The organism is Vibrio wakamikoensis (assembly GCF_050337275.1).
In the GTDB taxonomy this organism is placed as follows: domain Bacteria; phylum Pseudomonadota; class Gammaproteobacteria; order Enterobacterales; family Vibrionaceae; genus Vibrio; species Vibrio chaetopteri.
Window position 1 is genome coordinate 42,128 of record NZ_JAKJST010000013.1, and the last position, 21,734, is coordinate 63,861.

Here is a 21,734-nt window from a genome sequence, read left to right on the forward strand (position 1 = left end):
ATCTAACTTGAGTTAAAAGTATGATCAAATAGGTTGTTTAACCCTCTGAATTTTATAATTGTTTCCCATTAGGATTGATGTTCTATACTCCCTACAATATGAGCGTTAGGTCATATTTTTGCGAGCTAGATTGGCTCATACATCCCTTTATTGAACAGTAACTTAGTCCTTCTCGCAATTAACGATAAAAGTGTGATTTCGGTTCAGAATTCCCCTAGCTTCCAAGATGAAATTCTGTTTAGATAGTTTTGGGTGATTTATCAAGAATTTGAATAGGTTCATGCAAATACTAATATGCGATGACTCCAAGGTTGCGCGAAAAAGTTTAGCAAGCTGTATTGATGCGAGTTTCGCAGGCGAAATTGTGTTTGCCGCAAATGGGCATGAAGCCATTGAAATTATCGACAATCAGTCGATAGATGTCGTATTTCTCGACATTACTATGCCGGGTATGGATGGTTTTGAGGTTCTCGAAATATTGCGTCAGCGCGAGTGTCGTTCAAAAGTCGTCATGGTGTCTGGTGATATTCAAGAAATGGCGCAAGAGCGTTGTTTTGAGCTTGGGGCGTATGCCTTTATACAAAAGCCGTTAACGCCAGAAGTAGCGACACCCCTGTTTGATGATTTACATTTACCTTTCAACCGCCCAGCCTCTGTTGGCGCTCAGTTTTCTAAAGCTCAGATGTTTGAGCGATTTCAGGAGACGTCCAATATTGCTCTTGGTGCCGGAGCGGCAACAATATCCACGTTGCTCAAAGAGTTTATTATCCTCCCCGTACCGACGGTTGGTGAGCTGTCGTTTAGTGAATTAACAATGATGATCCAAGATACGCTGACACGAGACAACAGCTGTGCAGCCGCGCAAAGGTTTGTTGGCGGTGGCCTTCATGGTGAGGCCTTAGTGTGTATTGAAGGGGACTCGATTAGTCAGATTGGGGAGCGTCTTGGTTTCTCGGATGGCGATGTTTCAAATGATGAAGTCGTCGTCAATTTAGTGAACGTGCTCGTGTCGTCTTTTTTGGTTTCTCTATCTGAGCAGCTGTGCCTGGAGTTTTCGCTTCGTGAGCCACTGAGAATCACCGATTTTAGTCCAGATAATTCGATGTTAAGTGATAACGAGCACGTGTTCACGGTTGAGTACACCTATGATGCTGAAGCGTTAGATCTGTTTTGTTCGGTACTGTTTATGTTTGATGAAGAGTCCGTGGATATCATTCGTCGTCAAATGGAGCTTCTACAATGACAACCATGACCTTAGATCTCTCCGATTTCCATTGGACAATGCAACTACTGGATACTTTGGATGCAGGGCTTGTGGTGATTGATCGTGACTATCGTGTCTGTGCGTGGAATAGCTTTATGCAGAACTACAGCGGTATTCATGCTGAAGCTATTATGGGGAAGAGTCTATTCCACAGTTGTCCAGATTTACCGGAAAGTTGGCTACGTGCAAAGTTAGAGTCCGCAAGTAAACTGAAGACTCGAGGGTTTTCAAACTGGGAAGATAGACCGGTGGTGTTTGAGTTCAAGAACTTTTCACCTGTATCCCAAGGTTTACTGAAAATGTACCAGAACATGGTGATCACTCCGCTAAAATCTCCGACCGGTGATGTGACGCACTTTGCGATTATGCTTCAAGACGTGAGCGACGTAGCGAAGAGTAAAATGCACCTAAAGCGCTCAAACGAAAAACTCACCGAGATTGGCCGTACCGATGGTCTGACCGGACTGTTTAATCGCGCTTTTTGGGAAGCCAACTTTGTAGATGAATTCCATTTGGTACAGACCACAGGGCAGGTCTCTTCACTGGTGATGTTCGACATTGACCGTTTCAAACGAGTCAATGACACCTATGGTCATGCGTTAGGCGATAAGGTGATCAAAGAAACCGCCAAACAATTGATGAAAGCTGCTCGCGGTACCGACGTGTGTGGTCGTTACGGCGGTGAAGAATTTGCAGTATTGCTGTCAGGTACCACAGCCGACCAGGCGATGTACTTTGCTGAGCGCCTAAGGAAAAATATTGAGCAGACACCCGTGGTGCTCTCTGGCAATGAGCTTAATTATACCATTAGTCTGGGTATTACTGAGTGTCGTACCGATGATGCCAATCACCTTCAATGGCTAATGCGAGCCGACAAAGCTCTTTATCAATCTAAAGAGCTTGGCAGAAATAAAACGTCAGTGATTTAAACTAATCATTAGAGTCTAGTTATTAGTGCGTTACTGCCTGAGCGCGAGGAATCCGCTAAGAATGACTGCTCGTTGCGACAACAGCTTGCTGCTTGCGCCTAAGTCCAATAATGATCAGTGCCAATACTGTAATGACGACACCACTGATCAATAAGAAATTCATCACGCCTAATATGTTTTTCGCATCAATCAGTACTCCTACACAGTAAGTGCCTACCGAAAATCCCAGTGATACTGCAGCGGCCATATAACCTTGTGACGTTGCAGGAGAATAAGGGCTAATTTGATCCGCGAGCGCTGCGATGGAAATGTCATTCCAAGCGCCATTTATGATTGAGAGTAAGATAAGAGAAAGAGGCAGTATCGTTACGACGTGATTGCCATACATTCCCCACATGACAGCTGCAACAAACAGGTTGATAAGAATGGTGACCAGCCAAAGCGCTTGAGAGCCATGCTTTTCCATCCACTTACCCGCTGGCGCCAGAGAAACCAGCGTGACCATGGCTGCTATTGCCATTCCAAATGCACTACTTGCAACGCTGACTCCAAATGCTTGTTCAATGATGACGGGGCCAAGTTCAACCATATTGGAGCCGATAAACATCGACAGTGCAACGCACAAAACGAAGCCAAACCAAATTGCAGCAGATGGCTTACGGGTTTGCGATACTGCTTCTTCGTCATGAGCTAGTTCAAAATTGATGTCAGCAGGTGGAGCAATCGCGATGAGTATGAGCAAAGCAAAATCAAACACAATGAGCGACACAATTTGCACCGTTTGCGACAAACCAAAATAGTTGAGTGTTCCGACGGATACCCCAGCAATAGCGACACCCAACATTTGGATCTGGAATAGGCGTTTGAGCGCTCGAGTTTGCATCGCCGGTCGAGTATTCAGTTTGAGTGCAAATGTCGGGTTTAGAATAAGAATGAGGTTGCTGCCTAATCCCACCAAAATAGCAATCAGCCAATAATGCCATACAGTCTGACTTGCCCAGAGCAGTAGCAATAGCGCTATACAGTGGCAGGTAAGGGCGAAGAAGTGCAGTTGCCTGTGCCATGAAAAGCGATCAGCCATAGCACCCAGTAGGGGGGCAATTAGTCCAACGAGCCCAAGAATGAGCATCACTTGACCCACTAAAATCGCACTGCCGGTACGAGACAAAATAACTGGGGCGATGATGATCGCGACACCAATCCACTGGACAATACCCATAGAGGCTTGAGAGAACTGCCAAAGGCTGTTTTTTTGCATAATAATCATGGCTGAAGAATTGAACCACGATTATATAAAAAGGCGAGCACGGGGACGTGCTCGCTCACTGTCAATAAAATTGAAGCCTAATTAAAGGAGCTGTTATTAGCTCAGCACAAGGCGTGGGTTGGAAACAATTTGCCGCCAACGCTTCTTATGCTCTTTTAGGTTTAAATCGAGCTGCTCGAGTCGGACACGCAGAAGTGCTTCCTCATATTTTTCTTTTACGCTGGATTTCGCTGAGTCGATAACCTGGCTTCGCAATTGATCGTATTCCGTCAACTTACTTAGCAGTAACTGAAACTCTTGCTCTAAGGCTGCTTGGAGCTGGTCGGCATTGGGCAAAGTAAATATTTTGTCTTTAGCGTTTGCCATGGTCTGAATTAACCTCGCTTTCTCTATTCGGTATGCTGACACGGTTTTTAGGTTTGAGGTTAGACCTAAGCTCGCGCAAGAACGAATCAACCATTTGGTAGGATCGAATTGCCACCAGCGAATGCCATTGCGGTAGTCGTGCTCGAAAATGTGATGGAAATTGTGGTAACCCTCCCCAAAAGTGAAAAAGGCCAAAATACCATTGTCTCTAGCCGTGTTTTTACTGGTGTATGGTTGAGAGCCCCAGATATGCGCCAGAGAGTTAATAAAAAAGGTGGTGTGGTGACTGAGTACTAAACGTAAAGCGCCAACAATCAATAAAAAGCCCAAAACTTCACCGTACCAAAGCCCTAGGGCTAGAGGGATACCAAAGTTCGTCGCCAGAGCCAGTAATACATAATGCTTGTGTTGCCACATTACAATCGAGTCTTTTTGTAGGTCGCGACAGTTTCTGTAGTCTTCGTAGCGCTCAGCTTGATATTCTCGAAGCATCCAACCTATGTGTGAGTACCAGAAACCGCGCTTGGCAGAATAGGGATCTTTGTCGTTGTTATCGACATGCTTGTGATGAACCCGATGGTCGGAAGACCAATGTAACGCACTGTTTTGTAGCGCAAATGCTCCGCCAATCGCGAAGAGGAGTCTTAGTGAGCGATGAGCTTGATAGGTCTTATGAGACCAAAGGCGATGATAGCCTGCGGTAATTGACATGCCGCAAAATATAAAAGCAATCACGAGCCAAACCCAGTGAGCTGCGCTGTAGCCTTCAACCATGCCGTACCAAATCACACCCACTGTCGCCAAAATAAACGTACCTAGAAATATCGTCACATTTAACCAAATAACCGGGGGCTTTTTCACCGTATCCATCAACTCTCTCCATTTAAGCTTACAACTGTTCGCTAGAATATCAGCGTACACGTGTAAGTCAAAGAGTAAGATGTTAATTTGTTTGTCGATATTTGCATCAATTGAGAAAAACCATGCAACTTTTCAGTGCATTCTTGGATAGTGATTTTCTGTAACTTACTGACTTTATTGGGTTCACATGCATGGCACGCATATTGCTCACCATACTGTCGTAGGTTTGTATACAATTAAAAATACAGAAAGGAAGTCATATGGAACACGACAAAGGCGATCTCATTTATGGATTGGACGATAAACCGTCAGTCAAAGCCGCAAGCTATGCGGCGCTGCAGCATGTGCTGGCAAGCTTTGTAGGGATTATCACACCGACACTTATTATCGGCGGTGTACTTGGTTTGGGCGAGCACGTTCCTTACTTAATTAGTATGGCGTTGATGGTTTCGGGCGTAGGTACATTTATTCAAGCTAGGCGTATAGGTCCTGTGGGCGCAGGCATGATTTGTGTCCAAGGTACGAGCTTTGCGTTTTTAGGCTCAGTGTTAGGTGCGGGGTTCTTGGTCAAAGCCAATGGAGGTGGCCCTGATGAAATGTTGGCGACGATTTTCGGAGTCTGCTTTTTTGGCGCCTTTGTTGAGATAGTGTTGTCACGATTTATCGACAAACTAAAAATAGTGATTACTCCTGTTGTAACCGGGATTGTGATTACTACGATTGGTATCTACTTGATTAAAGTGGGTGTGACCGACATAGCCGGTGGTGTCGGTGCAGAGGATTTTGGCTCTGCAACCAATCTTCTACTAGGCAGCTTAGTACTAGGCACGATCGTAGCGCTCAATATGAGCCGCAATATTATGGTAAGGCTATCCTCAATTTTAGTTGGACTTCTCGTCGGTTGGTTAGTGGCTTTGATGATTGGAAAAGCATCGATGGTCGATTTTGCCTCTCAGCCACTTTTGAGTATTCCGGTTCCGTTTAAATACGGTTTTGCTTTCGATTGGCATGCTTTTGTACCAATTGCGTTTATCTATTTGATCACAGCTATCGAGTCTACCGGGGATTTGACAGCTAACTGTATGTTCTCAAAGCAGCCTATTAGTGGAAGTGGTTATCTGCAGCGGATTAAAGGTGGCGTTTTGGCGGACGGTATCAACTCTTTGATTGCTGCGACATTTAATACCTTCCCGAACACAACATTCAGTCAAAATAATGGCGTGATCCACTTAACCGGGATTGCTAGTCGATACATTGGCTATTTCATTGCTGGGATTTTATTTGTGCTTGGTATGTTCCCTATACTGGGTGCGGTATTGATGACTATTCCTAAACCTGTCCTTGGTGGAGCGACCCTGGTTATGTTTGGCACCGTTGCGGCGGCGGGCATTAAAATCATCGCTAATGAAGAACTCGATAGACGTAAAATTATGACGATTGCTATCTCATTTGGTTTAGGGCTAGGCGTCATGCTAGTTCCAGACTTATTGAAGGAGGCACCTAAATTGGTGCAGACCGTCTTGGGGTCGCCTGTCACTATGTCCGGTATTGCGGCGCTGACAATGGCTGGCTTGCTATCGCTATTTCCCGAATCGGAAAAGTTGCCGAAGCGAGTTGAAGCTTCTGAGGCATAATCTAAAAAGAGACATCCAGCGGGATGTCTCTTTCGTTTCCACTTAGCGAGCGTTGATGAGGATTTTGGCTAACTCGGCAAACCCATAACCCCCGTTACCCGCCGTAACGAAGCTTGGTGGCGTGCTGAGTTTTCCTAGCAAAGGCGTAATGTTGTTTACTCCAAATGTCACCGGCAGCCACTCAAACATGGCTTCATCGTTGAGTGAGTCACCAATATAAGCCACATTAGACAAACTCAAAGTGTCAAAATCTGGCTGTTGCTTTAGATAGCGCTCACTTGATACACGCTTATTGTGCTCTCCAACCCAAACATTGATGTGAATAGAGCTTTGCGTGGCTTTCACCTTCTGTCCATTCAATGTCAGTTGGCAAATGTCACTGAGTAGTTTTGCTGCAACATCGGCTTCAACAGGTTTGCGATCTTGTCTAAGATTAATGGCGACATCGCAAAAGCGAAAGTCCTGATCACTGGCAAAGCCAATCCCTGGATAGTCACGTAGCAGCTGTGTCAGCTGTTTAATGAGAGCTTGCTGCTGAGCTCGCATCGTGAGCATTGGGCTGAGTGACTGAGTCTGGAACCCAGACTGTTTTTTTTGCATCCAAAAAGCGCCATTTTCGCCAATGACACCGTGAAGCGGCCACAGTTTCGCAATTTGGTCACACCAACCAGCACACGCACCTGTTACGGCGACAACGTTAATGCCTGCTTTTTGCAGTTTCGATAAAGCATCGAGTGATTCTGGCGGGAGTTGCCCCTGCCAAGTCAAAGTATCATCGACATCTGTTAGTAGCCATTGGATCTCTTTTGCCTGAGCGTGAGATAGCGCTGCTAAAGACTTAGGCATTCATAACCTCTTGTTGTTGCGTTTTGCTATCAAAGTGAATGCGTTTTGATGTTTCACTATCAAAAAGATGGATGTGTTCTACATCGATATCAAGGCCAAGTTTGTCGCCAATAGCGATTTTTGAGTGCCCCTCAACACGTACGACAAGTTTTTGAGAGTGCGGGCCAAGTGTTTTGCAATAGAGAAGCAAGTCGGCACCAAGAGCTTCGATGAGCTCAACTTCAACATGGAACCAAGGATTGTCTTCATTCAGGATTAGATGCTCAGGCCTTAGGCCTAATTTAATATCGCCAAGCCCAAGCGAAGAAGTGTTGATATTCAGCCGCGCGTCATCGAGTTCAATACCTTCAATGGATACATTGGCATCGAAGATGTTCATTGATGGTGAGCCAATGAAGGTCGCCACAAACAGTGAGGCTGGATTGTCGTAGATTTCAAGTGGCGTACCCACCTGTTCGACATTACCTTTGTTCAAAACGACCAGTTTATCAGCAAGCGTCATAGCCTCTACCTGATCATGTGTTACATAAACCGAGGTGGTGCCTAGTCGGCGCTGAAGGCGCTTTATTTCTAAACGCATCTGCACCCGAAGCTTTGCATCCAGGTTTGAAAGCGGCTCATCGAACAAGAAGACTTTTGGTTCGCGAACAATTGCACGCCCCATAGCAACACGCTGCCTTTGACCACCAGAAAGCTGCTTAGGCTTACGATCCAGCAAGCCGTTGAGTTCTAGCATGTCAGCCGCTTCACTGACCAAGCGTTTGATCTCTGCTTTTGGTGTTTTCCGGTTTTTTAGTCCGTAGGCCATATTGTCGTATACCGTCATGTGGGGATACAACGCGTAATTTTGAAACACCATCGCGATGTCACGTTCGCCAGGCTCTAGGTCGTTGACGACCTTCTCATCGATCTGCAGCGTACCTGCGCTGATTTCCTCTAGACCGGCAAGCATGCGCAGCAGTGTAGACTTGCCACAGCCACTGGGACCAACCAAAACGACCATTTCGCCGTCTTCAATGTTCAAATTGATGTTTGGGATCGCTTGGTAGCCGTTTGGGTAACATTTAGCGATGTTTGAAAGAGTGAGTGTAGACATTTATTTCTCCGAATCTACCAAGCCTTTGACGAATGCTTTTTGCATTGCAATCACAACGATGACGGGTGGCAACATAGCGATAATGGTGGTTGCCATAATTTTGTTCCATTCGATGACGCCATCAACCACACCAAGCATCTGTTTGATACCCATAACAATGGTGTAGTACTGAGCATCAGTGGTGATGAGTAGTGGCCATAAATACTGATTCCAGCCATAGATGAAAGTAATCACGAACAGAGCTGCGATATTGGTGCGAGAAAGGGGCAGCAAAATATCGAAAAAGAATTTAATCGGCCCGGCACCATCGATTCTCGCCGCTTCAACTAACTCATTGGGAATGGTCATGAAGAACTGGCGAAATAAGAACGTAGCCGTTGCGCTAGCAATTAATGGAATCGTAAGTCCATAGAATGAATTGAGCATGTTGAGGTTAGTGATCACCTCAAAGGTTGGCATGATCCGCACTTCCACTGGCAGCATGAGGGTGAAAAAGATCATCCAAAACGCCACCATTCGACCGCGAAAGCGAAAGAACACGACTGCATACGCTGACATGATCGAAATAACCAGCTTACCGAAGGTAATGCATAGCGCCATGATCAGCGAGTTGGTAAGCATGTGGGTGATCGGCAGAGCGCTGTTGTTAAACGAACTTTGGTTAGTCAGTAGCTCACCAAACACGCTAAATCCAAGGTCGCCAAACCAAAGAGGTGTACCCGTAGCAAACGCGGTGTTTTCATGTGTCGTTGCCACCAGTGCTATCCATACAGGGAGTGCAATAGAGATGATGCCTAGTGCTAAAATGACGTGGCAAAAAATCGTAAATAGGGGTCTTCTTTCTACCATTAGTACGCCACCTTTTTTTCGACATATTTAAATTGGATCACCGTGAGTAAGGCGACAAGAACCATTAGGATGACCGACTGAGCGGCCGATGAGCCAAGATCTAGCCCGATAAATCCATCGTTGTAGACTTTGTAAACTAAGGTAGACGTGCTGTTACTTGGTCCGCCCTGGGTCATGGCATGAATGATGGCGAACGTATCAAAAAAGGCGTACACAAAATTGACGACCAACAAGAAAAAACTGGTTGGTGAAATCAGTGGGAAACTGATGGTCAGAAATCGCTTCACCGGACCACTACCATCGATAGCTGCCGCTTCATGCAATGACTTTGGCACCGATTGTAACGCGGCTAAAAAGAACAGAAAGTTGTAACTGATCTGCTTCCAGGTAGATGTAATGACGACCATCCACATCGCGTGAGTGCCATTGAGGGTAGGGTTCCATTGAACGCCAAGCCATTTGAGCACGTCGGTAATAACGCCAATCGTTGGATCAAACAGAAACAGCCAAAGTGAACCGGCAACAACGGGTGCGACGGCGTATGGCCAAATCAAAAAGGTGCGGTACATAGTCGCACCGCGCACGATATGCTCGGCAAATGCAGAGAGAATCAGTGCGCTCACCAAAGCCAAAACAGCGACGCAAATGCTGAACTGTATGGTGGTGAAAAAGGAATCAAGGTAGTAACTGTCGCCTAGCAGTTTGCTAAAATTCTCTAGTCCAACAAACTCTCGACTTATACCGAAGGCGTCTTCTAACTGAGAAGATTGAAATACCGCTTGGCCAGCTGGCCAGATAAAAAACACTAGGGTGATCACCAGCTGAGGCGCAATCAGCGCGTAGGGCAACCATTTATTTTTAAAAATTACTTGTGAAGACATAAACAATACCGACATGCCGCCACTTAAATGAAGTGGCGGCGTAAAAAAGACAACGGGTTATTTCTGTGTGCGCTCGAAGCGACGTAGTTGCTCGTCACCACGACGAACCGCGTTGTTAAGTGCCGATTTTGCCGTGGCTTTGCCTGCCCAAACCGCTTCTAGCTCTTCGTTGATGATGTCACGAGTTTGCAGGAAGTTACCAAAGCGAATGCCTTTCGAGTTGGCTGTTGGTTCAGTCGAGGTCATTTGCACTACAGCCGTGTCCGTGCCAGGGTTCGCTGTGTAGAAACCTTGCTGCTTCGTCAGTTCATAAGCTTGTTGGGTGATAGGTAGGTAGCCGGTAAACTGGTGCCAATCAGCCTGAACTTCTGCACTTGAAAGGTAGCTAAAGAACTTCGCTACGCCCTTGTATTCTTCAGAAGAATGGCCACGGAGTACCCACAGTGACGCACCACCAATGATGGTGTTTTGTGGTTTGGCAATCAGCTCATCATCGTATGGAAGCTGGGCAACACCGACCTCGATGCCTTTCATGTTTTCTTGAATACCCGCTAGGCCTGCGGATGATCCCATGGTCATCGCACACTCTTGGGTGTAGAAAAGTGGCATGCCATCAGATTGGCGACCGCCGTACTTGTAGATGCCTTCTTTTGACCACTCACCGAGCTTCTCAATGTGTTTCACATAAGGCGCTGCATTGAACTTAAATTCAGTATCAAAACCGCCAAAACCGTTGTTTTGTGTTGCGACTGGGATGTTGTTGCGAGCGCCAAAGTTTTCGATTTGAGTCCACGATTGCCACGTTGTCGTGAAACCACATTGCGCGCCGGATTCAAGCAGCTTGCGTGACACTTGCTCCATCTCTTTCCAGGTTTTTGGCGCTGAGGTGATCCCTGCTTTTGCGAACATATCTTTGTTGTAGTACATCACAGGTGTTGAGCTATTAAACGGCATTGACAGCATCTGACCGTCATTGGTGGTGTAATAGCCTGTCACAGCGGACAGGTAGTTGTCTGGGTTAAACGGTTCTTTGGTATCTTCCATCAGTTCGTAAACTGGGTAGATTGCCTGTTTCGCACCCATCATGGTCGCTGTACCCACTTCAAACACCTGAACAATGGCTGGTTGCTCTTTTGCTCGGAAAGCAGCGATAGCGCTGGTCATGGTTTCTGCGTAGCTACCTTTGTAAACCGGTTTGATCTCGTATTCGTCTTGGCTTGCATTGAAATCCGCAGCAATATCATTGACTTTTTGACCCAGAGCGCCGCCCATAGCGTGCCACCACTCAACCTCAGTTTTCGCTTGAGCTCCTGTGCTCATTAGCGCCACTGCCACCGCCATTCCTGTGAGGTGTTTAATAGACATATTGTTTCCCTTAAATGTGAAAATGTTGGTTTTCAGTTCAAAAGCAGACGTTCACTTGGTGTAGAGCCACTGCTTTAAAATGTTCAAGTGAAAGTTAAACTGAGCAAATGACGATTGGGTGACAGTTAAATGAACTTATTTGAAACATTTTATGGCCATGGAAACGCAATAAAACGGCAATAATAGTGTCACGGAGAGTTGCAATCCTTTCATTTGAATGCAAATGAAAATGGTAAAGGAATCAATGAAAATCACAGCGCATCGTGGCGTCTCTAGCCTCGCACCAGAAAATACGTTAGCCGCTTTTGAACAGGCGGCTCTGTTAGGACTAGAATGGATTGAGATTGATGTTCAGCTTAGTCAAGATAAGGTGCCAGTCGTTATTCATGATCGTACCGTAAACCGCTGCACTAATGGTCGTGGTCGCGTCGCCGATATGAGTGTTCAGGCGTTAAAAGCCTTAGATGCTGGCCTATGGTTTGGTGATGCCTATGAAGGTGAGAGCATTCCAACATTAGCTGAGACCCTAATGTTGGCTCAAAGACATGGTTTGACGGTCAATGTTGAGCTAAAGCATTATGAAGGTGATGATATTGAGCTTTTGTGTCAGCAAGTTAAGTTGGTTATGACCGAGCTAGGTGTTGCCACGGAGCAGGTTCTATTCTCTAGTTTTAGTACGCAGGCACTGACGGTTATGCAGCGCATTATGCCGTCCATACGCCGTGGGCAACTGTGGCAACAAATACCGGACAACGCGCTAGCTATTCTCGATAAATTAGATGCTTACAGCGTACATTGCGACTTTCACTTTCTCGATGAGAAAACGGCTCGATGGATAAAATCGGCGGGCTACCAGCTCTATTGTTACACGCCGAATCATCCGGTGTTGGTTGAGTCATTTTGGGGGTGGGGCGTGGATATGATGATAAGCGACGTGCCTCAGGATTATCAAAGACAGTCATCAGCATCAAAACCGCAAGATTTAGTTGATGCCTAATTTGAAATAGAGGAGTAGGTAACGACCATCATGCACCATCTCAGTTTGCGACAAAAAAGTATTATTGACCTGATACATACTCAAGAATATTGCACCATAGAGGCGCTTTCGAGCCACTTTGATGTTACGACTCAGACTATTCGTCGTGATATTAATGAACTTTGCAGCCTCGGCCTTGCTCGTCGTCATCATGGTGGAGTAGGTTTGCCGACCACGCTAAGCAATCGCAGCTTTACCTCACGTAGTGCAACCAACTTGACGGAAAAACAGCAGATTGCCAAACAGGTAGTTACCAATATCCCTGATGGCTGCACGCTGTTTTTAGGCATCGGTACTACGATAGCAGCGATTGCAGAGCATTTAAGTGGCCACAAGCATCTTCGCGTTGTCACCAATAACTATCAGGCTGCGCATATCTTGGCGCAGTTTGAACAGGTGGAAACCTGGATTGCTGGTGGACGAATGCGCACCAATGATGGCGATGTGGTCGGGGAGCATGTTGCCAACTTTTTCGGGCAGTTCTCTGCTGATATTGGAATTGTATGCTGCGCGGCGGTGAATCTTGCGTCGAGCGTTACGGAGCAACCGGTTTTGGAGCCTCAAAAAGAAGAGTTTGCTTTGGAGCATGAGCTTCGCGAGGCGGCGATCAGTCAAGCGATTTTGGCAGGTTCGCAGCAAAGGTGGCTGGTTGCTAACAGCACAAAGTGGCAAAGCAAAGCGAGCGCTCGCGTTGCCCCTTTATCCTTTTTTGACCGAGTGTATGGTCGCCCTGCCGGGTAGCATGACTTACTTAGCCAGATGAGCTTCTGACTCTGGCTGCGGTGGAAACGTATGATAGATCGCCTTGAATCGCTCTAGGTTGCTAAGCAGTGTTTCTACCAACAATGGATCAAACGCGGTGCCCGCTTGTTCAGCAAGATAATGCTGGGTGTCTTCAAGGCTCCATGCCTGCTTATAGGTGCGTTTGCTCAGCAGGGCATCAAACACATCGGCAATGGTGATGATCCTAGCCTCTAACGGAATATCAATCCCGCCAATCTTGGTGGGATAACCCACTCCGTCAAAGCGTTCATGATGGAAATAGATAATGTTCTTCAAGAAAGAGACCTCAGCACTGGACGCACTGACCACGTCAATGTTTTCGATGACCTCGTCGATAATGTCTACCCCGTAATCAACATGTTTGTTCATGATGGCACGCTCATCTGGCGTGTAGCGGTTGGGGCTAAACAGAATATGGTCAGGGATCCGGTATTTGCCGATATCGTGAAAAGGTGAGTAAAGCTCTATCCATTGGATAAATCGATGATCGACGGGCAGCTTGTGAGCGAGAAGTTCGGCGAGAAGCTTGCTGTACTGGCTCATCCGCTGCAGGTGATCCGCTGTTTCTGGATCACGTTTGTGGCTTATCTTTAATGCTAGCTTCAAAGCTTGGACGAACATTTGGTGCTTGTAACGGTCGTGGCAAAGCAGGCTTATGATGACCTCTCGAATAAACAAAAGGTCTGAGTGCAAAGCGCCATCGCTGAAGTAATCTACTTGGGTTGAATTTAGAAAGAGTACTGCACCGAATCCGCTCTCTATGTTTAACCCCATGGTAAAACTGCTTCGGTGACCAAGTTCGATAAGGCGTTTATTTTGGGTGTTTGGCTTTAGCTCATAAAGATCGTCGACCACCCTAATTTCCTGATTCTTGATTATTTTAATCAAAGGAGCGCAGCGCTCCGAATGCATTGAGATAACGTCGAACTTGTCGGAATCATCTTGAAAGTCGATGACGTGGAAGTTCTCTAGGTGATCCGCAGACGTCACTGAGAGACACAATCTCGATAGATGCGGGTACTTGGTTCTTAGGGTGTGAAACAGATCATCAATACCGTTGCGGCAACTCAATGCTCTGTTCGTGCTGGCAATACAATCTATATAGTCCATACATTATTATCATTAGTTTTAATATGGTTACTCAATAGTAGCGAGTGTGAGTGGATTCCCACAAGTGATCGGTTTCACAGCTATGGATGCAATTGCGTGAATATCTGTGGTATTGATGCAATACCCAATGGGAAAAGATTGCCTATTTATAAGTAAGGCGTTGATTCCGTTTGTGTTCGAGAGTAATAATATGCAAATAAATGTTTATATAATCGGACGTGTGTCTAATGACTGAGCGCGAACAACAAATACTAGAATTAATCAAGCTTGATCCCATGATCGCTCAGAGTACCTTAGCTGATATGCTCAACATCAGTCGAAGTGCCGTAGCAGGGCATATCATGAACTTGACGAGAAAAGGGTTCATACAAGGTAAAGGGTATTTGATTGCCCCTGATCGTTTTGCTGTTGTAATTGGTGGCGCGAATATGGATTTATGTGGCCGCGCTACCTCGGATTTGGTGATGGGCAGCTCTAATCCGGGGGCTCTTACTGCCAGTGCAGGAGGCATTGGAAGGAACATAGCCGAAAGTCTTGCGCAACTCGGAACTAAAGTCGAGTTTGTCAGTGCCGTGGGCGATGATTCGTGGGGTGAACAGCTACTAGACTCCTGTCGTGATGCGGATGTAGGGATAGAACACTGTTTGGTGACATCGAACCAAGCTACCAGTACCTATCTTTCAATTCACGGGCCAGATGGCACGTTGCAGCTTGCTCTCAACGATATGTCGCTGTTTAACGAACTCAATGCTCAGCAACTAGCAAAGCGAGCACCGTTGCTAAACCGTGCTACTGTCATTGCTATCGATGCAAATTTAAGTGATTCCGCGTTGGAATATCTATTTCAAACTCAAGCTTCGAAGCCTATTTTTGTCGATCCTGTTTCGGTATTGAAAGCAGAAAAAATTAAGCCTTACTTATCGTGCATACATACGTTGAAGTTGGAACTGGCTGAGGCGGAACTGCTAGCAGGCGTAGATTCTTCCAAGCGAATTCGACTGCCCCAAATTGCCCACAAGTTACATGAGATGGGAGTTAAGCAACTGGTAATAAATCTTGGTGCGCAGGGCGTGTACTCAAGTCAGGAAAAAAAGGGACACTTTCACAATCGCAGTGACTCTAGTTTGAGCCTTAAAACCGACGGACAAGAAGGGCTGTTAGCCGGGTTAGTACATGGCTACTTACAAAGTGCGAATTGGCAACGTAGTGTCGAATTTGGAATGGTTGCAGCGGGCATTGCATCGAACAGTGAACATGCTTATTTGCAGCGACAAGGACGACAAACTACGCAGCCTCGAGCCACACGAACGTTTGAAAAGGATGCAGATTTAGGTCTTTATTACGACTAGACTATTTCATAGTAGACCCGCTGTTGGCTACATTCTACTTAGACGTATCAGAGGGGATTTTAACGCAGCGGGCATCATGTACAACATCATCAACCGCATAACATGGTTTATCGCGACAAAGGCAGGCTCAAGCCCCAATAACAGCGCCACGGCGGTCATCGCTTCCACACTCCCTGGTACCCAAGCAAGCAATAGCACCTGCCAATCTACGCCCGTAAAGGTGTGGAAAGCGGCAGCAAAGCATAATGTGACACTCACACCTAGTAACGTCACAATAAATCCTGCCTTAGAATAGCTCAGCGCTTCTCGCCACGTTGTTGGTGCCAAACGCCCCCCAATCAGTACGCCCAATATAGCGGTAGCAAACATAATCAGAGACTCTGGAACGTTTAAATTGAGTGTTGGCAGCGCGCTATGATAGATCGCTGCCGTGATTAGGCTGGTCAACAAATAGGGCGCAGGTATCCCAAATTTTCCCAATAGTTTACCGATTAAAAAGCTTGTGACAGCGAGAAACGCGAGATGTCCAATCAGAGCAATGCTAAATGATTGGCTAAGTGTTGAGGCACTGTCTTCGCCTGTTGAAGCGATGACTCCCGCCAATACCACCAGTAGCAATAGGCGAATAGAATGCGAAAAAACAATTTTAGGAGACGGTTTTTCTTGCCCCTCACTTATTACCAATATTGCAGCCATGGCGCCTGGGATTGCGCCGAGCAAGGATTCAAAAGGTGTCCATTTTTCTCGTTTGTAAAGCCAGAGAAAGTTTACGGTTGTTTGTGAAAGCATGCATAGCACCAAACCAAAAAACAGCGGCAGGGAGAATGAACCAGTTAGCTCAGCGACGGGAACCGTGATTCCAATACTCAGACCAAGTATCAATTGGATGAGAGTGAGAATGAAGTCGGGAAGCTTGATGTTTTGATGACTGCACCGCAGGTAAACGATGGTTGCAAACGCTGCAGCGAACAGTTCAGACAATGGCAGTGGGATAGGGCTCGCGAGCAATGCTCCAGCCAAACCTATCAAGATGGTTTTCCATACCGCCATAACTATTCCTTTGATTCAATGTGCCTTTTTCATGTCGATTATATACTGAAGTCCATGCGTGCAGCGAGGATACTTGGTTATATCCTTACACGAATCTGTGCCGCTATTTACTTGGCAATATTCACTCGGATACGGCACAATGCGCTCAGATAAAGGTGTTGGCCTTATTTGGATGCATTGGAAAAAGAGAGAGAAATGAATTTTAAAGCTGCGATTTTCGACATGGACGGATTGCTGTTGGATACAGAAAACGTCTGCAAAGGTATCTTTGAGAAAGCTTGTGAAGCGTTAGGGGTGCCATTTCTTGAAGAGAAGTATTTGTCGATTATCGGCTGTAATTCAAAAACCATTCACGCCAAATTAGGCGAGGCATATGCTGGAATTATTGACTATAAAGTGATCAATGAAGAGTGGCGCCAGCGTTACACAAGCGTTGTATTCCATCAAGCAATTCCCAAAAAGCACGGCGTTATTGAGCTGCTAGATTGGTTAGCCTCCAAGAACATTCCAATTGCTGTTGCGACCTCTACTCATCGTGATGTCGCTGAAAAGAAACTTAAGCTCGCGGGCTTGGACGGCTACTTTAACTGTTTAGCGACTGGATGTGAGGTGACGCGTGGCAAACCAGATCCAGAAATCTACCACTTAGCGGCTAAGCGACTTGGCGTTGCTTCAGAGCATTGTTTGGCGTTTGAAGATTCCAATAACGGCGTCAAAGCCGCCGTGGCGGCAGCTATGCATACTTACCAAGTGCCAGACTTGGTTGCACCATGTGAGGATGTTAAAGCACTGAATGTGCAAACTAGAACCTCACTATTTGAGGTATACCAAGAGCTGTCAGGTAGTTACCTAACCCGCTAATATCGCTCGATGCTCAGTTCGGGTAATTCTTGTTTTCCATTTGAAGCAATCAGCTCGGTGAGAATATCGGCGGAACCACAGGCCATCGTCCAACCTAATGTGCCATGTCCGGTATTCGTATAAAGGTTGGTCAGCGGAGTTTTACCGATGATTGGCGTTCCGTCTGGCGTCATCGGGCGAAACCCTGTCCAGTAATCTGCGCTCGCCAAATCTACGCCTTGAGGAAACAAGTCGCTGACTACGTGGTTTAGAGTCGCTAAACGTTTGTCGGGAAGTGCGGGATCAAATCCGGCTAACTCTGCAGTGCCCGCAACGCGAATTCGGTCATCAAAACGGGTGACGGCTACTTTAAAGGTCTCATCCATGATGGTCGACGACGGCGCGTGGCTTGGTTCGATGATTGGTAAAGTTAATGAGTAGCCTTTGACCGGATAAATGGGCAGATCAATACCATGGGGTTGCAGTAGAGCCTTTGAGTAACTGCCGAGTGCCACCACAAAGTGCTCTCCAGTGATGGTACCGTTTGAGGTGGTGACACCGACGACACGGCGCTGCTCAGTTATTAGGGTGTTGATGTGGGTATCGAATAGGAATTTAACACCTGATTGCTCCGCCATCTTCTGCAGTTGCTGGCAGAAAAGGTAACAGTCGCCCGTCTCATCGTCGGGCAAGTAAAGTCCGCCAACCAAATCCCCAAGCATATTTGCGAGCCCCGGCTCTTGTTTCAAGCACTGCTGGGTATCAAACAGCTGGAATCGAGTTCCGCTTTCAGTCAATAGCGCTATGTCTTTCTCAATGGCATCAAGTTGCTGTTGAGAGCGGAAAATTTGTAATGTTCCTTGTGTTCGCCCTTGGTATTGGAGAGTGTGGTCTTGATTTAGCTGCGCCAGACATCGACGGCTTCGATTGGCAATGGTCAGCATTCGGGATTTATTCAGTTTGTACCTGCCCAGCTGACAGTTGATCAGCATCTGGGTTGCCCAGCGAAAAAGCTCTGGGCTCAAACTCGGTTTTATCTTAAGTGGCGCGTGTTGCTCAAATAGCCATTTAATGGCCTTGGAGGGAATACCTGGTGCAGCCCAAGGTGAAGAATACCCATAGGAAATTTGTCCTGCATTGGCGAAACTGGTTTCCTCGCCAGCTCTAGACTGCCTGTCGACAACCGTTACCTCAAAGCCTGCCTGAGACAAATACCACGCACTAGTGAGTCCAATGACTCCGCTTCCCAATACAATGACTTTCACTATCGCTTCTCGCACTTTTAAATTTTACCTAGAATGGTTAATTTACATTTGGTTAACAATCGATAAGAATTAATAGCAGATTTTAGAAATATTAAAGGCTCGAAATGAAGTCAGCATTGTTAAATGGGGTGAACTTAGTTTGTGTTGTTGCTCGACATACCAGTATTACCAGTGCAGCAAAGCAACTCAATCTAACAGTCGGTGCAGTAAGTCAGCAATTGCAACAGGTAGAGGATAAGTTAGGTTTTAGTGTATTTGAACGCCATGCTCGTGGAATACGATTAACGGAGCAGGGTAATCGGTTAGTGGAAGCCACAAGTCATCACTTAGCCGCTATTGAGGAAAATGTATTCCAACTAACTCGTGTTTCTGAACGTAAACAGATCAGGCTCAAATTAACTCCCTCGTTTGCTTTTAAGTGGTTAGTGCCCAGACTCGAGGACTTTCATCGTCGCTATCCAGACGTCCAGACCCATACCTTAGCAGAAGGGGCGCTGGTGGACAGCGACAATCGGGACTTTGATATCGCTATTGATTATGGGCCGATGCCCTATAAGCGTTCAGAGGCTGAACTGCTGATGGAGGAGTGGCTAATTCCTGTGTTGAGTCGCGATTATCTGGCTAAATACCCAGGGCTGCAGCAAGGGAGCGAGGCATGGCAGCAGGTGACATTACTCCACGACATAATGCCGTGGCAGGGAGTGCCAAAGGACTATGAATGGCAATACTGGGCTTCTGAACAAAGACTGGACATCGAGACCAACAAAGGACACTTTTTCAATCGAACCGATATGGCCATGTCAGCAGCGGAGGCGGGTGTAGGCGTTGCGTTAGCGAGACAAGCGTTACTAGGGAATGAGATCGAACAGGGACGACTGATCGCCCCTTTTGCACCGATAGCGGCTCATGCTGGGTACTTTATCATTACCCAATTCGACGACCCGTATACAAGATTATTCAAAGACTGGCTTAAAGAACAGAGCCAGTCGACGTTGAACTAGCCTATTGCTGACAGTAATGGATGTGATCACCCATTTCGATCAACTTGTCTAGAATGCGCTCGCCATCTGCTCGCAACCCGTTATGTTCATATTCGTTGGTGATCCAAGCTTTTGAATTGGGGATTTTAGCGAGTGTTTCCCGGCTGATATCCATCTCAACAAACATATCGTCAGCGTACACGGCGCAACTTACGGGAACTCGGTTGTTTGCCAATACTTCTGCATTGTATAGCGAGCCCCAATCCGCTTTTTCTGCGAGTAGGTTGGCGGCATCTTTAAGGGGTTCTAAGCATTGGTATTGCTCAAACATCCACGGGAATACCATTTCGCCGGTGAAATAGAAACAGTCGTCGCCCGGTTGGCAATTAAACTCATCGTGCTGTTGCCTAACGCGATCAGCAGACCAATTTGATGCAAAGCCTTGGCAATAAATGGACTCGTGCAAAAGCGCATAAATAGGGTTGGTTTGAAATGCCTGTTGCGCCAGCATTTCATTCAGGAATTCGTAACGTAATGTTGGCTTTCCATCCACTTCAATGAACGCATTTTCAAGAGAGTAATAGGTTGGAAGGAAGGTATCGCTGACTCCAAAATTAATCCCGATTTGCTGAAATTGTTCCACGGTGAAAACCTGCCCATTCGGTAAAGTCACCTTGTTTGTCGCCAGATGGTTAGCAATTTTTTTGCAGAGCGATTGGGCATGTGGGAACTGATGGAAAAACTGTTGGTTTTTCTCTTTGGTACGCTTGAACGTAGCGTTGTAGACATCGTCAGGATGTCGTTCTATTGAGGGTACGCCGCCAGTTATGTAGGCACGGCTCAGACTGTCCGGAAACAGTGACAGGTAGGTCAGAGAGCAAAAACCGCCAAAGCTTTGCCCTAAGATAGACCATTGGGTAACTCCAAAAGCCTGACGAATAAATTCAGCATCCCGAACGATGTTATCTGCACGGAAATAGCTTAAATAGTCAGCTTGGTCACTTGGAGAAAGGTGTGCCAAGGTCTGGTGACTAACAACACTACTGTTCCCTGTGCCCCGCTGGTCAAGCAGCAATACGCGATAGTCCTGCAAAGCCCGTTTTAGCCAGCCGCTCTGACCATTGGGGCGCGGAGATGGAAAGCCAGGGCCGCCTTGAAAAAAGACCAGCCAGGGCTTTTTGGCGTTGTCTTTGGCGAGAGTGACTTCTCTCGCGAAGAGTTGCAACGAACCTTTTGCAGAGTCTTGGTAGTCGAGAGGAACCGTAAAGTAGTGAGGGGTATATTTTAAACCGCCATCAATAAAAGCAGGAGAAGTTTGGGTCATATTCAAGCATCCGTGAAGAATAACAGTACATTTAACAATAGAATCGACGCGCTGTTACTCTGACAGCGCTCGCTGAACTTAGCGGTTTTCGTGTGAAAACACCACCGTTTAGTGCCGATTCTCTAGTTTCTTTTCAGATAGTTATGCCGAACGAGCGCGAGTCATCTTCACTCCGTCACGAATGTTGAGCCCCATGAGTGTAAGATTGGTAAGACCTGCTAAAAGTTCGATTGCCTGTATCACGTAGAAGGTTGTATTGAAACTTCCGATACTCGCTAGGTGCTGAAGATAGATAGCGGCAGGAAGTAAAATCAGAAGACCATTAGCCGCAACAAACGGCATACGCTTTTTCTTGGCACCAACGAGTCCTTTTGTTGCTTTTGGAGCCAGTTTCGTACCAGTAATTCCAGCTGTCGCCATAGCTGGGATGAGTAGCCACACCGCGTAACAAATGTAGGTCTTAACCGTTAGAATGGCGTTGTATCCACCAAAGATTTCGACCATAACCGTGCTTAGAAAAAATGACGAAATCAAAAGAAAGGCCGTTAAAGCCGCAGTGCGGTGTATTATTGATAGCGTTTTTTTCATGCCAATCGTCCCACTTATAACTGTTGAATAGAAAGTGATGACCATGGTCAT

20 protein-coding genes are annotated in these 21,734 nt (G+C 46.4%); 8 read left to right on the forward strand and 12 right to left on the reverse strand.

Going from position 1 to position 21,734, the window contains the following annotated elements; all coding sequences use genetic code 11:
• Window positions 1-280: 280 nt before the first annotated feature.
• Both L4C42_RS03295 and L4C42_RS03300 read left to right on the forward strand, forming a co-directional pair.
• The gene (locus tag L4C42_RS03295) at window positions 281-1,243 is read left to right on the forward strand and encodes a response regulator (RefSeq protein WP_353496475.1); all 963 of its coding nucleotides are present in this window, start codon (window positions 281-283) and stop codon (window positions 1,241-1,243) included.
• Window positions 1,240-2,193, forward strand: a complete 954-nt coding sequence (locus tag L4C42_RS03300) for a sensor domain-containing diguanylate cyclase (RefSeq protein ID WP_429759323.1) — start codon at window positions 1,240-1,242, stop codon at window positions 2,191-2,193. The genes L4C42_RS03295 and L4C42_RS03300 overlap by 4 nt, the downstream gene beginning before the upstream one ends.
• Window positions 2,194-2,248: 55 nt before the next feature.
• On the opposite strand, the gene L4C42_RS03305 is transcribed toward L4C42_RS03300, so the two are convergent.
• Both L4C42_RS03305 and L4C42_RS03310 read right to left on the reverse strand, forming a co-directional pair.
• On the reverse strand, window positions 2,249-3,451 hold the full coding sequence (locus L4C42_RS03305) for an MFS transporter (protein WP_429759325.1): 1,203 nt from the start codon (window positions 3,449-3,451) through the stop codon (window positions 2,249-2,251).
• Between the two features lie 105 nt (window positions 3,452-3,556).
• Window positions 3,557-4,696, reverse strand: a complete 1,140-nt coding sequence (locus tag L4C42_RS03310) for an acyl-CoA desaturase (protein WP_429759327.1) — start codon at window positions 4,694-4,696, stop codon at window positions 3,557-3,559.
• Between the two features lie 251 nt (window positions 4,697-4,947).
• Between L4C42_RS03310 and L4C42_RS03315 the strand changes: the two genes are divergently transcribed.
• A complete protein-coding gene (locus L4C42_RS03315; protein ID WP_353496471.1) occupies window positions 4,948-6,321 on the forward strand; it encodes a nucleobase:cation symporter-2 family protein in 1,374 nt (457 codons plus the stop codon).
• Between the two features lie 42 nt (window positions 6,322-6,363).
• Here the strand turns inward: L4C42_RS03315 and L4C42_RS03320 are convergent, their stop codons facing one another.
• Genes L4C42_RS03320 through ugpB form a run of 5 tightly spaced genes read right to left on the reverse strand, consistent with a single transcriptional unit; the run spans window position 6,364 to window position 11,358 of the window.
• The gene (locus L4C42_RS03320) at window positions 6,364-7,167 is read right to left on the reverse strand and encodes an HAD-IIB family hydrolase (RefSeq protein ID WP_353496470.1); all 804 of its coding nucleotides are present in this window, start codon (window positions 7,165-7,167) and stop codon (window positions 6,364-6,366) included.
• Window positions 7,160-8,263 (reverse strand): sn-glycerol-3-phosphate import ATP-binding protein UgpC, encoded by a 1,104-nt coding sequence (locus L4C42_RS03325; protein WP_353496469.1) that lies wholly within the window; start codon window positions 8,261-8,263, stop codon window positions 7,160-7,162. Before L4C42_RS03325 ends, L4C42_RS03320 begins: the two co-directional genes overlap by 8 nt.
• Window positions 8,264-9,112: a sn-glycerol-3-phosphate ABC transporter permease UgpE gene (ugpE, locus tag L4C42_RS03330; protein WP_353496468.1), complete on the reverse strand. Its 849-nt coding sequence runs from the start codon at window positions 9,110-9,112 to the stop codon at window positions 8,264-8,266.
• On the reverse strand, window positions 9,112-9,993 hold the full coding sequence (gene ugpA / locus L4C42_RS03335) for a sn-glycerol-3-phosphate ABC transporter permease UgpA (protein ID WP_353496467.1): 882 nt from the start codon (window positions 9,991-9,993) through the stop codon (window positions 9,112-9,114). Before ugpA ends, ugpE begins: the two co-directional genes overlap by 1 nt.
• Window positions 9,994-10,050: 57 nt before the next feature.
• Window positions 10,051-11,358: a sn-glycerol-3-phosphate ABC transporter substrate-binding protein UgpB gene (gene ugpB / locus L4C42_RS03340; RefSeq protein ID WP_353496466.1), complete on the reverse strand. Its 1,308-nt coding sequence runs from the start codon at window positions 11,356-11,358 to the stop codon at window positions 10,051-10,053.
• Between the two features lie 244 nt (window positions 11,359-11,602).
• On the opposite strand from ugpB, the gene L4C42_RS03345 reads away from it, so the two are divergent.
• Together L4C42_RS03345 and L4C42_RS03350 are read left to right on the forward strand one after the other, a co-directional pair.
• The gene (locus L4C42_RS03345; protein ID WP_353496465.1) at window positions 11,603-12,355 is read left to right on the forward strand and encodes a glycerophosphoryl diester phosphodiesterase; all 753 of its coding nucleotides are present in this window, start codon (window positions 11,603-11,605) and stop codon (window positions 12,353-12,355) included.
• Between the two features lie 30 nt (window positions 12,356-12,385).
• Window positions 12,386-13,135 carry a DeoR/GlpR family DNA-binding transcription regulator gene (locus L4C42_RS03350; RefSeq protein ID WP_429759331.1) on the forward strand — a complete coding sequence of 250 codons (750 nt, stop codon included), beginning with the start codon at window positions 12,386-12,388 and terminating at the stop codon, window positions 13,133-13,135.
• 6 nt (window positions 13,136-13,141) lie between these two features.
• Here the strand turns inward: L4C42_RS03350 and L4C42_RS03355 are convergent, their stop codons facing one another.
• On the reverse strand, window positions 13,142-14,287 hold the full coding sequence (locus L4C42_RS03355) for an HD-GYP domain-containing protein (RefSeq protein ID WP_418642134.1): 1,146 nt from the start codon (window positions 14,285-14,287) through the stop codon (window positions 13,142-13,144).
• Between the two features lie 227 nt (window positions 14,288-14,514).
• On the opposite strand from L4C42_RS03355, the gene L4C42_RS03360 reads away from it, so the two are divergent.
• Window positions 14,515-15,636: a PfkB family carbohydrate kinase gene (locus L4C42_RS03360; RefSeq protein ID WP_353496462.1), complete on the forward strand. Its 1,122-nt coding sequence runs from the start codon at window positions 14,515-14,517 to the stop codon at window positions 15,634-15,636.
• Between the two features lie 27 nt (window positions 15,637-15,663).
• Here L4C42_RS03360 and L4C42_RS03365 read toward each other — a convergent pair whose 3' ends face one another.
• Window positions 15,664-16,686, reverse strand: a complete 1,023-nt coding sequence (locus L4C42_RS03365) for an AbrB family transcriptional regulator (protein WP_353496461.1) — start codon at window positions 16,684-16,686, stop codon at window positions 15,664-15,666.
• Between the two features lie 195 nt (window positions 16,687-16,881).
• On the opposite strand from L4C42_RS03365, the gene L4C42_RS03370 reads away from it, so the two are divergent.
• On the forward strand, window positions 16,882-17,547 hold the full coding sequence (locus L4C42_RS03370) for an HAD family hydrolase (protein ID WP_353496460.1): 666 nt from the start codon (window positions 16,882-16,884) through the stop codon (window positions 17,545-17,547).
• On the opposite strand, the gene L4C42_RS03375 is transcribed toward L4C42_RS03370, so the two are convergent.
• Entirely contained in the window at window positions 17,544-18,791 is a 1,248-nt protein-coding gene (locus L4C42_RS03375; protein ID WP_353496459.1) for a D-amino acid dehydrogenase, read from the reverse strand. The two genes, L4C42_RS03370 and L4C42_RS03375, sit on opposite strands and share 4 nt — an antisense overlap.
• A 104-nt stretch (window positions 18,792-18,895) precedes the next feature.
• On the opposite strand from L4C42_RS03375, the gene L4C42_RS03380 reads away from it, so the two are divergent.
• Window positions 18,896-19,792: a LysR substrate-binding domain-containing protein gene (locus tag L4C42_RS03380; RefSeq protein WP_353496458.1), complete on the forward strand. Its 897-nt coding sequence runs from the start codon at window positions 18,896-18,898 to the stop codon at window positions 19,790-19,792.
• A gap of 1 nt (window position 19,793) precedes the next feature.
• Here the strand turns inward: L4C42_RS03380 and L4C42_RS03385 are convergent, their stop codons facing one another.
• Together L4C42_RS03385 and L4C42_RS03390 are read right to left on the reverse strand one after the other, a co-directional pair.
• The gene (locus L4C42_RS03385; protein ID WP_353496457.1) at window positions 19,794-21,095 is read right to left on the reverse strand and encodes an alpha/beta fold hydrolase; all 1,302 of its coding nucleotides are present in this window, start codon (window positions 21,093-21,095) and stop codon (window positions 19,794-19,796) included.
• Between the two features lie 141 nt (window positions 21,096-21,236).
• Window positions 21,237-21,683: a hypothetical protein gene (locus tag L4C42_RS03390; protein ID WP_429759335.1), complete on the reverse strand. Its 447-nt coding sequence runs from the start codon at window positions 21,681-21,683 to the stop codon at window positions 21,237-21,239.
• Between the last annotated feature and the right edge of the window lie 51 nt (window positions 21,684-21,734).

Bases quoted from the DNA above. Each gene is read 5' to 3' on its own strand.
- L4C42_RS03295 (WP_353496475.1), top strand. From the start codon at position 281: ATGCAAATACTAATATGCGATGACTCCAAGGTTGCGCGAAAAAGTTTA.
- L4C42_RS03300 (WP_429759323.1), top strand. From the start codon at position 1,240: ATGACAACCATGACCTTAGATCTCTCCGATTTCCATTGGACAATGCAA.
- L4C42_RS03305 (WP_429759325.1), bottom strand. From the start codon at position 3,451: ATGCAAAAAAACAGCCTTTGGCAGTTCTCTCAAGCCTCTATGGGTATT.
- L4C42_RS03310 (WP_429759327.1), bottom strand. From the start codon at position 4,696: ATGGATACGGTGAAAAAGCCCCCGGTTATTTGGTTAAATGTGACGATA.
- L4C42_RS03315 (WP_353496471.1), top strand. From the start codon at position 4,948: ATGGAACACGACAAAGGCGATCTCATTTATGGATTGGACGATAAACCG.
- L4C42_RS03320 (WP_353496470.1), bottom strand. From the start codon at position 7,167: ATGCCTAAGTCTTTAGCAGCGCTATCTCACGCTCAGGCAAAAGAGATC.
- L4C42_RS03325 (WP_353496469.1), bottom strand. From the start codon at position 8,263: ATGTCTACACTCACTCTTTCAAACATCGCTAAATGTTACCCAAACGGC.
- ugpE (WP_353496468.1), bottom strand. From the start codon at position 9,112: ATGGTAGAAAGAAGACCCCTATTTACGATTTTTTGCCACGTCATTTTA.
- ugpA (WP_353496467.1), bottom strand. From the start codon at position 9,993: ATGTCTTCACAAGTAATTTTTAAAAATAAATGGTTGCCCTACGCGCTG.
- ugpB (WP_353496466.1), bottom strand. From the start codon at position 11,358: ATGTCTATTAAACACCTCACAGGAATGGCGGTGGCAGTGGCGCTAATG.
- L4C42_RS03345 (WP_353496465.1), top strand. From the start codon at position 11,603: ATGAAAATCACAGCGCATCGTGGCGTCTCTAGCCTCGCACCAGAAAAT.
- L4C42_RS03350 (WP_429759331.1), top strand. From the start codon at position 12,386: ATGCACCATCTCAGTTTGCGACAAAAAAGTATTATTGACCTGATACAT.
- L4C42_RS03355 (WP_418642134.1), bottom strand. From the start codon at position 14,287: ATGGACTATATAGATTGTATTGCCAGCACGAACAGAGCATTGAGTTGC.
- L4C42_RS03360 (WP_353496462.1), top strand. From the start codon at position 14,515: ATGACTGAGCGCGAACAACAAATACTAGAATTAATCAAGCTTGATCCC.
- L4C42_RS03365 (WP_353496461.1), bottom strand. From the start codon at position 16,686: ATGGCGGTATGGAAAACCATCTTGATAGGTTTGGCTGGAGCATTGCTC.
- L4C42_RS03370 (WP_353496460.1), top strand. From the start codon at position 16,882: ATGAATTTTAAAGCTGCGATTTTCGACATGGACGGATTGCTGTTGGAT.
- L4C42_RS03380 (WP_353496458.1), top strand. From the start codon at position 18,896: ATGAAGTCAGCATTGTTAAATGGGGTGAACTTAGTTTGTGTTGTTGCT.
- L4C42_RS03385 (WP_353496457.1), bottom strand. From the start codon at position 21,095: ATGACCCAAACTTCTCCTGCTTTTATTGATGGCGGTTTAAAATATACC.
- L4C42_RS03390 (WP_429759335.1), bottom strand. From the start codon at position 21,683: ATGAAAAAAACGCTATCAATAATACACCGCACTGCGGCTTTAACGGCC.